The sequence below is a fragment of the Corynebacterium jeikeium genome, from assembly GCF_028609885.1.
Classification (GTDB): Bacteria; Actinomycetota; Actinomycetes; order Mycobacteriales; family Mycobacteriaceae; genus Corynebacterium; species Corynebacterium jeikeium.
Window position 1 is genome coordinate 1498713 of the sequence record NZ_CP063195.1, and the last position, 13360, is coordinate 1512072.

Annotated in this window: 13 protein-coding genes; all 13 read left to right on the forward strand. The window is 63.5% G+C overall.

The genetic code is table 11. The annotated features are described in order from the left end of the window. The first annotated feature begins 22 nt into the window (after positions 1–22). The 13 genes from CJEIK_RS06665 to CJEIK_RS06725 all read left to right on the forward strand — a co-directional run bounded on the left by CJEIK_RS06665 (position 23) and on the right by CJEIK_RS06725 (position 13355). A complete protein-coding gene (locus tag CJEIK_RS06665; protein ID WP_256639906.1) occupies positions 23–763 on the forward strand; it encodes a phage portal protein in 741 nt (246 codons plus the stop codon). Between the two features lie 71 nt (positions 764–834). Continuing rightward, positions 835–1602, forward strand: a complete 768-nt coding sequence (locus tag CJEIK_RS06670; RefSeq protein WP_005295578.1) for a head maturation protease, ClpP-related — start codon at positions 835–837, stop codon at positions 1600–1602. A gap of 10 nt (positions 1603–1612) precedes the next feature. Then, positions 1613–2836 (forward strand): phage major capsid protein, encoded by a 1224-nt coding sequence (locus tag CJEIK_RS06675; RefSeq protein ID WP_005295581.1) that lies wholly within the window; start codon positions 1613–1615, stop codon positions 2834–2836. A gap of 35 nt (positions 2837–2871) precedes the next feature. Then, entirely contained in the window at positions 2872–3186 is a 315-nt protein-coding gene (locus CJEIK_RS06680; protein ID WP_005295583.1) for a head-tail connector protein, read from the forward strand. 3 nt (positions 3187–3189) lie between these two features. Then, complete coding sequence (locus CJEIK_RS06685; protein WP_005295585.1) at positions 3190–3552, forward strand: phage head completion protein; 363 nt, start codon at positions 3190–3192, stop codon at positions 3550–3552. Next, on the forward strand, positions 3521–3958 hold the full coding sequence (locus CJEIK_RS06690) for an HK97-gp10 family putative phage morphogenesis protein (RefSeq protein ID WP_005295586.1): 438 nt from the start codon (positions 3521–3523) through the stop codon (positions 3956–3958). Before CJEIK_RS06685 ends, CJEIK_RS06690 begins: the two co-directional genes overlap by 32 nt. After that, the gene (locus CJEIK_RS06695; protein WP_005295589.1) at positions 3955–4299 is read left to right on the forward strand and encodes a hypothetical protein; all 345 of its coding nucleotides are present in this window, start codon (positions 3955–3957) and stop codon (positions 4297–4299) included. Before CJEIK_RS06690 ends, CJEIK_RS06695 begins: the two co-directional genes overlap by 4 nt. Positions 4300–4317: 18 nt before the next feature. Beyond that, entirely contained in the window at positions 4318–4914 is a 597-nt protein-coding gene (locus CJEIK_RS06700; protein ID WP_005295596.1) for a major tail protein, read from the forward strand. 12 nt (positions 4915–4926) lie between these two features. Continuing rightward, positions 4927–5334 carry a hypothetical protein gene (locus CJEIK_RS06705; RefSeq protein WP_005295598.1) on the forward strand — a complete coding sequence of 136 codons (408 nt, stop codon included), beginning with the start codon at positions 4927–4929 and terminating at the stop codon, positions 5332–5334. Between the two features lie 17 nt (positions 5335–5351). After that, positions 5352–5528 (forward strand): hypothetical protein, encoded by a 177-nt coding sequence (locus CJEIK_RS06710; protein ID WP_005295604.1) that lies wholly within the window; start codon positions 5352–5354, stop codon positions 5526–5528. A gap of 26 nt (positions 5529–5554) precedes the next feature. Further along, positions 5555–8242, forward strand: a complete 2688-nt coding sequence (locus CJEIK_RS06715; RefSeq protein ID WP_005295608.1) for a phage tail protein — start codon at positions 5555–5557, stop codon at positions 8240–8242. After that, positions 8242–8928, forward strand: a complete 687-nt coding sequence (locus CJEIK_RS06720; protein WP_005295609.1) for a hypothetical protein — start codon at positions 8242–8244, stop codon at positions 8926–8928. Before CJEIK_RS06715 ends, CJEIK_RS06720 begins: the two co-directional genes overlap by 1 nt. An 86-nt stretch (positions 8929–9014) precedes the next feature. Next, positions 9015–13355: a phage tail spike protein gene (locus tag CJEIK_RS06725; protein WP_005295612.1), complete on the forward strand. Its 4341-nt coding sequence runs from the start codon at positions 9015–9017 to the stop codon at positions 13353–13355. Positions 13356–13360 lie beyond the last annotated feature (5 nt).

A 13360-nucleotide genomic window follows, 5' to 3' on the forward strand; every position in this document is an offset into this window, starting at 1 on the left:
TGACCCTTAACCCAAAAACGCGATCGGCATGGCCATGGCCACCGAAGACTACGGGGCGTCGTTCTTCGCCAACGGGGCCGCCCCTGGCGGGGTGCTGGAGCATCCGGGCACGATCAAAGACCCGTCTCGGGTGCGCGAGTCCTGGCAGCAAACCTTCGGTGGGGCCCGCAACGCCAACAAGGTCGCGGTACTCGAAGAGGGCATGAAGTACACGCCCATCTCCGTTAGCCCGGAGCAGGCGCAGTTCTTGGAGACCAGGAAGTTCCAGATCAACGAGATCGCCCGGATCTTCCGCATCCCACCGCACATGGTCGGCGACCTCGAAAAATCGAGCTTCTCCAACATTGAGCAGCAGTCCTTGGAGTTCGTGAAATACACGCTCGACCCGTGGGTCATCCGCTGGGAACAAGCCCTGACCAAGACACTGCTTAGCCCACGCGAGAAGCCGAGCGTGTTCGTGAAGTTCAACCTCGAGGGCCTGCTGCGTGGCGACTACGTCTCGCGCATGAACGGCTACGCGGTAGCACGCCAGAACGGGTGGATGAGTGCCAACGACATCCGCGCCCTCGAAAACCTCGACCGCATCAACCCTGCTGATGGTGGCGACGTGTACCTGGTCAACGGCAACATGCTGCCGCTGTCCATGGCCGGGGCCTACGCCACCGCGAGGCAGGAGGAACCAGCGGGGTTGGAGCCGTCAGAAGGCGGTTTGCCTCCTGGCGGGCCACCAACTGAACACAGAGTTGAAAGGAGGAGCCGGTGAGACGGTTCTGGAACTGGGAGCCACCCGCTCCCGACACATCTAACCCGGCAGGTAGTGATACCAGCCGGGTTTTGCGTATCAACGGGGTGATCGCTGAGGAATCATGGTTTGACGACGACATCACCCCGGCCCTGTTCGCCTCCGAACTGGCGGCAGGTTCCGGTGATGTGACGGTGTGGATCAACAGCCCAGGAGGCGACGTCGTCGCGGCAGCCCAGATCTACAACATGCTCCTCGACTATCCCGGACACGTGAAGGTGTGCATCGACGGGATCGCAGCCAGCGCCGCCAGCGTGATCGCGATGGCAGGTGAGGTCGTGTCGATGAGCCCGGTGTCGATGCTCATGATCCACAACCCGGCCACCCTCGCCGTCGGTGACGCCGACGAGCTGGGCCGGGCCATCGACATGCTCGCAGCGGTCAAAGAGTCCATCATCAACGCCTACGAGCTGAAAACCGGGATGAGCCGGGCCAAGCTCGCACGGCTGATGGATCAAGAGACCTGGATGGACGCACGAGCCGCGATCGCGATGGGGTTTGCCGACGACTACCTCACCGGCAACGCCCCTAAGGTCACCGACCCCGATGAGGATGAGGACGATGATGAGGAGCCGGACACGAAGGTACCGTGGCCGCCGAAGTCACAGAGCCCCGCCCCGCTGGCCGATACCGCCAGCGGGGTGTGTTTTGCCCGCAAACCTGCCGAGCAGCGCCTTGTCGCGCACCTGACCGACACGCCACGAGCTACCCAGCTACCGGTCCCAGCACTTGCACCACCTGTGGGGCGACGTGTGGTGGACCTGTATGCCGCCTTGATCAATCACACTCACCAACACTGAAGGAGAACCCATGTCTACGATGACGATTTCTGATCTGCGTACCCGCCGCGCCGACACCTGGGAGAAGGCCAAGGCCTTCCTCGACGAGCGCCGCGACACCACCACCGGCTGCCTGTCCGCCGAGGACGACCAGACCTACGCCCGCATGGAAGCCGATATCGACAAGCTCACCAACGAGATTGCCCGGGCTGAGCGCGCCCAGCGTCTGGACGCTGATCTTGCCCGGGCCACCCATTCGCCGCTGTTCTCGATGCCCGGCCAGACCGGAGATGAGAGCGAACCGTCCAAGATGGGTCGCGCTTCCGCGTCCTACAAGCGGGCCTTCTGGGACGCGATGCGCCTGAACGCCTCCCCAATGGAGGTGCGCAACGCCCTGTCCGAGGGGGTCGATTCCGAAGGCGGCTACCTCGTGCCGGACGAGTTCGAGCACACCCTCATGCAGTCGCTGGCCGACCAGAACATCATGCGAGGCCTTGCCAACGTCATCCAGACCACCAGCGGGGACCGCAAGATCCCGGTCGTATCCACCCACGGCAGCGCCGGGTGGCTCGATGAGGGCAAGCCCTACACCGAATCCGACGAGACCTTCTCCCAGATCACGCTCTCGGCGTTCAAGCTCGGCACGTTCCTCAAGATCAGCGAGGAACTGCTCGGCGATTCGGTCTTCGACGTCGAGGCCTACCTCGCCGCCGAGTTCGCCCGCCGCATCGGTGCCGCCGAAGAGGAGGCCTTCCTCGTCGGTGACGGCAAGGGCAAGCCGACCGGCATCTTCGATCCCACCGGTGGTGGCATCTCGGATGTGACCACCGCGAAGGCCGCAGACATCACCGCCGATGAGCTCATCGACCTGCACTACAGCCTGCGCGCACCGTATCGGGCCCGGGCAGTGTGGCTGATGAACGACGCCACCGTCAAGACCGTGCGCAAGCTCAAGGACAACCAGGGCCAGTACCTGTGGCAGCCAGCACTGGCCGCTGGTGCCCCGGACATGATCCTGGGCAAGCCCGTGCACACCTCCACGTTCGCACCCGAGATCAAGGCGGGCGCGAAGACCGTGGCGTTCGGTGACCTGTCCTACTACTGGATCGCTGACCGGCAGGGACGCTCGTTCAAGCGCCTGAACGAACTGTTCGCCACCTCCGGCCAGGTCGGTTTCCTCGCCTCCCAGCGCCTGGACGGCAAGCTCGTCCTGCCCGAGGCCGTCAAGATCCTCACCCAGAAGGCCGGAGCCTAAAACTCCCCGCACGCAACGAATAGGAGGTGGCAGCCATGAACCACCAGCTCATCGACCAGGTCAAAGCCAACCTCATCCTCGCCCACGACGCCGACGACGAGCTCATCGCCCACCTGGTGGCCGCTGCCACCTCCTATGCCACCGCCTACCAGCACCTACCCGAGGACTACTACGAGGCCCACGAGATGCCCGGTTCGACCCGGCAGGCGATCGTGATGCTCGCCAGTCACTTCTACGAGTCGCGTGACGGGTCCACGGCAGGGTTCTGGTCCGACAAACCCGATGCCGCCAAAGCCATGTGGGGCGCGGTGAACACGCTGCTGCGCCTCGAGCGCGAATGGAAGGTCTAACCCATGGCTGGTATCGGCAGTATGCGAGAAACCATCGACCTCATCACCCCCGTAGCCCGCAGGGACGCTGCGGGGTTCACCGCTAGCGCCGAGCAGGTGGTCGCCTCGGTGCGCACCTACAGGGAGATGAGGCACGCCAGCTCAGCGTGGGTCAACCGTGCCGCCTACACGCAGGCCACCGTCTTATTCCGCATCCGCACCATCCCCGGGCTCACCGTCTCGGAGGTCATGCAGATCGCCGCTTGCGATGGCCGCTACGTCATCGACACCGTCGAGCCCATCGGCGGCTACATCGAGATCCTTGCCCACCGTCTGCAACCGGAAGGAGCCCATCATGGCGCGCGTCCAGATCCGACTGCCCAATAAGTACATCGACGCACTCGAGGCCACCTCACGCCTGCTGGACACTGCAGCCGACGAAGTCTTGAGCGCTGGCGCGAACGTGGTCGAACCACGCATGAGAGCCAACCTCGCATCCGCGATCGGGCGGGCGACCACGATGCCGTCCCGCTCAACCGGCCAGCTCATCGGAGCCCTGGGTGTTACCAGCGTGAAGGTCAACAGCAAAGGTGCCCACAACGTCAAAGTCGGTTTCGCTGAAAACCGCCGCGACGGCAGGTCGAACGCGCTCATCGCCAACGTGTTAGAGCACGGCAGGAGCAACCAGCCCGCACGCCCGTTTCTGGCACCGACACGCTCCCAGACCAGGCGGGGTGCGGTGGAGGCGATGAAAACCGTGCTGGCAGCCAAACTCGACGGGATCACACCATGACCATCCCGCTGCTGGAAACCCTCACCACGATCGCTGACCAGCTTGATCTGCCCATCGCGGTGAGCCTGTTTAGCGCCTCGCCCGCACCGGACACCTATCTAGTTGCCACCCCGATCGCCGACACGCTGGAAGTGTTCGCCGACAACACCCCACACGTCGAAATCGAAGAAGTCCGCCTCTCCCTGTTCACAGCAGGTAACTACCTCACCTGGCGGGACACGCTCACCCGTGCTCTCGTCGACGCGGGGCTGGTGGTCACGGCCAGACGCTACATCGGCTTCGAGGACGACACCGGCTACCACCACTACAGCTTCGATACCAGCTGCCACCACCCGTTTTAACGAAAGGACGCAATCCCCATGGCCACGATTGGTCTTGACAAGCTCTACTACGCCACGATCACCGAAAACCCCACCACCGGCGAGGAAACCTACGCCAGCCCGAAGCCACTGGCCAAAGCGATCTCAGCGGAGTTGTCCGTCGAAGTCGCCGAGGCAATCCTCTATGCCGACGACGGGCCCAGCGAGATCGTCAAGGAATTCAAATCCGGCACGCTCACCCTCGGCGTGGACGACCTGGGAGCAGAAGCCGCAGCGGCACTGACCGGCGCAACCCTGGATGCCAACGGGGTACTCATCTCGTCCTCGGAAGACGGCGGCACACCGGTAGCGATCGGGTTCCGTGCCGCACGCTCCAACGGCACCTTCCAGTACTTCTGGCTCTACCGCGTCAAGTTCGCCCTACCAAGCACCACGCTTGCCACCAAGGCCGACTCGATCACGTTCTCCACCCCGAGCATCGAGGGCACCATCCTGCGTCGCAACAAGCCAGACGCGAAGGGCCGTCACCCGTGGAAAGCCGAAGCCACCGAAGGCGACCCCAAGGTCAAGGCCGAGATCATCACCGGCTGGTACCAGTCCGTCTACGAGCCCGCCGCCACCAGCCCCGGCAAGTAAAGGAGCACCCCCATGACTGACACACCATCGCGTGACACCGCTCGCAGTGCGACCGTGACGATTGGTGGGAGCGAGTACGAGCTGGTGCTCACCACCAAGGCCACCCGGCTGATTGCTGAGCGCTACGGCGGGCTGGACAACCTCGGCACCGCGTTGGAGACCTCCGAGGACCTCGGTCAGACACTGACCGAGGTGATCTGGCTGATCACACTGCTGGCCAACCAGTCAGTGCAGATCCACAACCTCACCCACCGCGACAACCCGCGCCCGCAGTTGACGGAGGACGAGGTGGAGCTGCTGACGGTTCCTGCCGATATCGCCGACTACCGGGGTGCGATCGCTGAGGCACTGCAGCGAGGCACCCGCCGCGACATCCTCACCGAGCCAGCCCCAAAAGCGAGCCCGGCAGCGGACGGATAGTCGAATCCGACCGGGCAGTGTTCACCCGCCTGACCTACATCGGTTTAGCCCACCTCGGCCTGAGACAAGACGAGGTGGGCCTGATGGTCTTTGGTGAGCTCCTTGACCTGGTGGACTGCTGGCGGATCGAGACAGGACGAGCGAAACCAGCACGGGTGTGGTTCATCGACGACATCATCCCGACCGGCATCTAACCCCACTGACAGGCAGGTGAATCCTCATGGCTGACTCATCGTTTGGTCTCAAGATCGGTCTGGAAGGTGAACGCGAGTTCAAGCGGGCCATCACCGACATCAACCGTGAAATGCGGGTGCTGGGCTCGGAGATGAAACTGGTGGCCTCCCAGTTCGACAAGAACGACAAGTCCACCCAGGCACTGGCCTCCCGCAACCAGGTGCTGACCAAAGAGATCGAGAACCAAAAGTCCAAGATCGAGACACTCAAGGCCGCACTCGAGAACTCGGCCGCGTCGTTCGGGGAGAACGATTCGCGCACGAAGAACTGGCAGATCCAGCTCAACAACGCCGGTGCCGAGCTCAACGAGCTGGAAAAAGAGCTCAAGGCCAACAACGATGCGCTCGGCGAGTTCGGGGACGAGGCCGACGGGGCAGGCGATGATGCGAAGGACGCTGCCAAGGGCGCCGGACGCTTGGAGGACGCGGTCGATGATCTCGGCGACGAGATGGACGACACCGGGGATAAGACCCGCGTCTTCGGTGACGTGCTCAAAGCGAACCTGGCCGCCGAGGCGATCGTCGCTGGTGTCAAGGGCATCGGCAAGGCGATCGCGAGTATCGGCCGGGGTATGGCCGATGCTTTGAAGGACGGGGTGGAGTACAACGCCCGCATGGAGCAGTACACCACCAGCTTCACCACGATGCTCGGCGATCAGGCCAAAGCCCAACAGCTGGTCAACGACCTGAAAACCCAGGCCGCGAAGACCCCGTTCGGCATGGGCGATCTCGCAGGCAGCATGCAAACCCTGCTGGCCTTCGGCATCAGCCTGGAGGATGCGAAGAAGCACCTGATGCATATCGGTGACATCTCCCAAGGTGACGCGCAGAAGATGGAGTCACTGACCTTGGCGTTCGCCCAGATGTCCTCGACGGGCAAGCTGACCGGCCAGGACCTCAACCAGATGATCAACGCCGGGTTCAACCCGCTGGAGGAGATCTCCCGCAAGACGGGTAAGTCCATCGGCGAGCTGAAAGAGGAGATGGCCAAGGGCGCGATCAGCGCGGACATGGTCGCTGACGCGTTCGCTTCGGCAACCGAGGAAGGCGGCCGTTTCCACGGGGCGATGGAAGCCCAGTCGAAAACCTTCACCGGCCAGCTGTCGACCATGCGCGACGGCATCGACAACCTCAAAGGCCTGCTCGCCCAAGGTCTGACCGACGCGCTGGCTGGCACGGTCATGCCGATGGTCAACGGATGGATCGATGAGCTCACGGCAGCCTTCGAACAAGGCGGAGCCCCGGCATTGATCGACAAGCTCGGCGAGATCCTGCAAGAAGCACTCGGGTTCATCGCCGAGCAGCTGCCAATGGTCGTCGAGACCGGCATGTCGATCCTGACCGCGCTGCTCGAAGGCATCATCGAGGTGTTGCCGTCGGTTGCCGAGACAGCGGTGATGCTCATCGTCGCACTAGTGGAGGCGATCATCGAGGCGCTGCCGTCACTGTTGGAAGCAGCCCTGCAGATCATCACCACCTTGGTCACCGGGATCGGTGAGGCACTCCCGGAGCTCATCCCGGCGGCCGTGGAGATGATCGTCGCCCTGGTCCAAGGCCTGGTCGATAGCCTGCCGATGATCCTAGAGGCGGCGTTGCAGCTCATCCTCGGGCTCGCCCAGGGTCTGCTGGAAGCGATCCCGGTGCTCATTGAGGCACTGCCGCAGATCATCACCTCGATCGTGGAGTTCCTGGTCGGGGCGATCCCGCAGATCATCGAGACCGGTATTGCGTTGTTGACCTCCCTGGTCGACGCGCTCCCGGAGATCATCACCGCGATCGTGACGGTGCTGCCACAGATCATCACCGGCATCATCACCACGCTGCTGTCGGCCCTGCCGCAGCTCATCGAGGCTGGCGTCAAACTGCTCACCGCGCTCATTGGGGCGCTGCCGCAGATCATCAGCACGATCGTGGCCGCGCTGCCGCAGATCATCGCAGCGATCGTCTCGGCGATCGGTGGGGCGATCCCGCAACTGGTCATGGCAGGCGTTGAGCTGCTGACCGCGTTGATCACGAACCTGCCGCAGATCATCTCGACCATCGTGGCGGCGATCCCGCAGATCATCACCGGAATCGTTGGCGCGGTCGGTCAAGGGGTCGGCCAGATGGCCTCTGCTGGCGCGGACCTGGTGCGCGGCTTGTGGAACGGCATCCAGTCGCTGGCAGGCTGGCTCTGGGACAGGGTTACAAGCTGGTGTTCTGACATTTGGGACGGCATCACCGGCTTCTTCGGCATCAACTCGCCGTCCAAGGAAATGGCGTGGGTCGGTGACATGCTCACCCGAGGCCTGGCCGGAGGTATCGAAGACACCGGCGACCGCGCCATCGACGCAGCTCAAGATGTTGCCGCTGACACCCTGGCGGCCATGGGTGAGCTCACCAGCGGTATCGACGTTCCCATCACCACCAGCCTGGACCCGGTCGATCTGGCCCCAACCCACCTGCAACCACCGCCTGCAACCACCAGCCACAGCGCTGTCGGCCAAGAGGCAGGGCGCGCAGGAGAGGTGGCGGGCATCGTCGACCAGACCGCCCGGGCACTGCTGGAGGCCATGGACATCAAGGTCGTGCTCAACGACGGCACGCTGGTGGGCAAACTCGCCCCCGGCATCAACCGCCAGCTGGCTCGTATCAACTCCCACCACACGGTGCTCGCCACTGGAGGAGGTGTCTAATGCACGGTTTCACTCTCGACAAGTCAGTGTCCTCGACGTCGCTGGGCCTGCGGCTCACAGGCCCGGTCGACCTGCCGGTCGCCGAGCGGGTCACCGACGATATTGAGGTGGCGGGCAGAGCCGGGACGCTGACCCGCCTGGGCGGCTGGCATGACACGTCGATCACGTTGCCGCTGGCGATCACAGGCGGCCTGGCCGCCTACCACAAGGCCGCACTGGCGCTGGAGCGGGCGGCGACCATTCACCTGTCCCACCAGCCCGGGGCGTTCCACAAGGTCAAACACGCCTCCATTAGCCCACTGCGCGCGGACATGTCCTCGTGGGGCTTTTTCGAGGCGCACCTGGTGTGCGAGCCGTTTAGCTACCTCGATTCTGGGCTGACCACCCACACGCTCACCGCCTCCGGACAGATCACCAACCCCGGTCTGGTGGATGCGGCACCGATCATCACGATCAAGGGCACCGGGGCGTTGACGCTGACGATCAACGGAACTACCTACCGCGTCCAGTCACCGGCAGGGCAGATCACCCTGGACTCGGCCCGGCTTGTCGCACACGTCGCGGGCCGGGTGCAAACCGACGCTCTGACCGGCACGTTCCCACTGCTTACCCCAGGGGTTAACCGGGTCACCCTCGGTAGTGGCGTCTCCAGAGTCGAGATCACCGGGAACTGGCGAAACCCCTAACCCGGCCCATTTCTTTGCTCCTCAATGCGCCCGTAGCCGTTTTGCTCTCGGCTGCGGGCAAAACGTCTGTGAAAGGAACCCCACCGATGCTTACCGTGCATGCCTCGACTGCCACCACGTTCACCGCCACCGGCGAGGGTGTCCTCGACCCTGAACTCATCGACGCCCGGGTCGTGGAGGAGCTCGGCGGGGCCTACCAGCTGACCGTCACCTACCCAGCCGATGGGCCGCTGGCCTCGAAGCTTGTAGTCGAGGCGATTATCGCAGCCCCTGTTCCTGGCACCACCATCCGGCAGGGGTTTCGTATCCACGAGGTCACCACGAGCCTGGACAGGCTGTTGGAGGTCACGGCCTTCCACCTGTTCTACGACCTGGCAGGCAACTTTATCGCCGACACGTTCGTGGTCAACAAGACTCCTAAGGCGGCCCTCGACCAGCTCCTTGGTGCTGCGACCACGAAGCACCGGTTTACCGCGACCAGCTCCGATACGGCCACCAGGGCCTCTGCGCGTGTGGTGCGAATGAACCTGGCCGCAGCGATCATGGACCAGGGCTCGGACAACACGTTCGCCTCCCGGTGGGCCGGAGAGCTCACGCGCGATAACTGGCACATCCACCACGCCGCCACACGCGGCGCAGATCGTGGTGTCGTGATCCGGGATCGCAAGAACCTCACCGGCTACACCTCGACCATCGATCTGACGAGCGTGGTCACCCGGATTGTGCCGGTCGGGTTTGATGGGATCACCCTGCCCGAGCTCTACGTCGACTCGCCACACGTGGATCACTACGCGATCCCGCATATCAAGGTGATGCGCTACCCGGACATCAAAGCGATCGCCGACGCGGAGAACCCCCGTGAGGACGAGGTGCCCCTGCCGCAGGCGCACGCGCTGCTTCGTCAAGCCGCCAAGGCCGAGTACGCCACCAACCACGTCGATACGCCTGCCGCGAGCTACACCGTCTCGTTCGTTGATCTCGCCTCGACGAGCGAGTACGCCGACCTCGCTGAGCTGGAGACCGTCCTGCTGGGCGACACGGTGACCGTCCAGCACGCCGACCTGGGCGTGTCCCTTTCTGCACGGGTTGTCGGCTACGAATACGACCCGCTCCGGCAGGCGTATGTCTCGGTGGAGTTGGGGTCGGTTGCAGGGAAGTTCACCTCGATCACCCGCACCATCACCACCGCGCAGACGGCCGCCCAGATGGCTGCTGATCTCGCTGGCGTAGCGCTGGCATCAGCGGACGGGAAATCCACCAACCATTACGGGCCGAAACAGCCCGCTGCCGCCCGCCTTGGGGACACGTGGTTCAAGGACAATGGCGAGAGCATCGAGATCTGGATCTACCAGCTCACCGACACCGGCGAGCCCGGGTGGGTCGCCCTTGCCACGGACCTCAACCATGCCCAGGTCAGTGCTGAGCTTGCTGAGGCTCGCGCTGAGGTGGAGGCAGCGAAAACCGCTGCAGAAGAGGCCCAAGCCGCCGCTGCCGCTGTCGGTGCTCGCCTCACCGAAGCCGAAGCCGAGATCGGCCATGCACGCGAGGCAGCCAGCCAGGCCGAAGCCACCGCGCAGCAGGTGCAACAAGCCGCCGCCGGTATTGATGAGCGGCTCGGCCAGGCCGAAGATGAACTCGACCAGGCTGTCACAGCGGTAGCGGGACTGGATTCCCAGTTGGCGACCACCCATCAGATCGCCTCCCAGGCTGCTCGTGAACTCGTCACCCTGGATGCGCGCCTTGACGGTATCGACCAGCAGGTCGGTGATCTCGCGGCTGATGCGCAAGAAGCACACAACGCTGCTGCCGCCGCTGCCAACCAGGCTCAGCAGGCCTCAACCCGGGCCGCCCGCGCGGCAGGCATCGCGGACGGCAAAGCAGATGTGCTCATCCAAACTGGCGCGCCAGCGCAACAGTTCCAGAAAGCCACCACCTTGTGGATCGACACCACCAGTGGGGCGAACACCCCGAAACGGTGGAACGGAACTGCGTGGGTGGCCGTGACAGATAAGACCGCCCGCGATGCGGCAACCCGCGCCACCCAAGCATCCAGTGCAGCGACCACGGCACAACAACGCGCCGATGCGGCCTACAGTCTTGCCGAAACCAAACCCTCCGACGCCCAGGTGCGCCAACTGGCAGATCAGGCGCAGCAGGCAGCGATTACGGCAGCGAAAGCGGACGCGAAAGCGAAAGCCGACCAGGCCAAAGCCGACGCGCTCAAAGCTGCTGCCAGTGATGCGTCCACGAAAGCTGATGCCGCGAAAGCCCAAGCCATCGCTGCAGCCAGCCAGGACGCGGCAGCCAAAGCGAACAAGGCTCTCGCTGATGCGAAAGCAGCCCTTAACGCGGCACTGGCCGCAGCCCGAGCAGAAATCACCACCGAGATCCAGAACTCGGCGAACGGGAAAAACACCATCACCCTGTCCACGGCCAGCCCGTCCGGGTCGGGCAAACGGGTTGGGGATACGTGGTGGCGGCGCTCTGGTGGAGTGATCATCGGTCAATGGTCGTGGGATGGCACCACGTGGCTGGCAACCCAGCTCCGCCACGAGGTGATCGCCTCAGTTGATGTCAACGCACTGCTGGTCACCGGCACCGCACGGATGAACGAAGCGGCGGTCAAGAAGATCATCGGTGATGCGGCGTTCTTCAAGCAGCTCACCACCAACAGACTGTTGGTGTCGAGCCCGGACAACATCATCCCGGGAGGCGATATCGCACCCGAGCCCGTGTGGTGGCCAGCCAGCCTGCAACGGGTCACAACTGACCCGCCACCGGGCTACGAAGCATGCCTGGAAACCAGCGCAGGACAAGGCACCGTTCACTTAACCTCAGATGCGAGTCGGCTCGTGCCCGTGACCCCAGGTGCCGTGTATGCCGTGGAAGTGTGGCTGCACGCAGATAAACCAGACTCGCGGTTCTATCTGGATCTGCGTAACCAGAAGGGCGCACACGCAGGAACCGCTGGAGAAGTGGTCAACGACGGCGACCACGCCACCGGTGGCGGCGTACACGCGATCGCCAACCAGCTCGTTCCCACCACGTGGACGAGGTTCTCGTGCCGCTACACCATGGCCAAAGACACGACACAGATCCGGCTCGGTGCTGCCTTCTTCAATCACCCCAACGGCACTGAGCATAGCGCGGTGATCCGTATCGGCGGAATCCGTGTGCGTGCCATGAGCGGGGCGACCCTGATCGAGGATGGGGCGATCACGACCGACAAGATCGCCGCCGGTGCGATTACCGCTGCCACCATCAAGGCAGGGGCCGTCACCAGTGACAAACTCACCATCGCCAACGGGTTCATCACATCGGCCATGATCGCAAACGCCGCGATCACCGACGCGAAAATCGCCAACCTGTCAGCGTCGAAGATCACCACCGGCACGCTCGCGGCTGCACGGATCGCGGCCGGGTCGATCACCAGTGACAAACTCACGATCGCTGATGGGTTTATTAAGACGGCGATGATCGCTAACGCGGCGATCACCGACGCGAAGATCGGTTCGTTGTCGGCCTCGAAGATCACCACCGGCACCCTGTCGGCTGCCCGGATCGCGGCCGGGTCGATCACCAGCGACAAGCTCAGGATCGCCACCGGGTTCATCCAAACCGGAATGATCGCGGATGCAGCGATAACCTCGGCGAAGATCGGTGCGCTCGACGCGGGCAAGATCACCACCGGTGTGCTTAGTGCTTCGCGTATCGGGGCGCGGTCGATTACGGCGGACAAGCTCGCAACCAACGCCATCCAGGTGGGGCTGGCGGGGTGGACGAACTCCATCCGCATCAGCCCCACGCAGATCGCCTGGTACAACGGGTCCACGCTGGAAGGGACCATCACCTCGTCGGGGATGCGGTTCTACTACGGCTCTCGCTTCATCGGGTGGACCGGGCAGCAATCGAAAGCCGGTGCAGCGGACATCCGTGGTATCTCGAACTCGTTGGAATACACCGGCGACTACATCAGCTGGTCGTACAAAACGACGTCGACGAGCACCACCTACACGACCATGCTCACCCTGGACCCCAGGGGCAAGTTCTACGGCCAGTCGGGTATCCACCTCGGTGCCGCGCTACGCACCCACGGACACGACTTCTACACCCAAGGCAACCGCATCATCATCCCGCAAGACTGCACCCTCAACGGGGTCGGCACCTACCCCGGCTGGGCAGGAAGTAGCGGCAAATCCAAGGTCGTGTTCCACACCAACGACCTGTACGTGATCAGCGGCAACACCTTCTACAACATGACCAGCGTGTTCAACCGAGTCAAAGACCTCATGTCACGGATGAACTCACTGATCTCGCTGCTGAACCAAGGCTGGGTGAAAAACATCAACAGTGGCGCAAACGGCAACATCACCTGGAATTACTTCAGCAACACCGGGCTGTCGTCCATGTCGACCACGTTGAGCTAACCGAA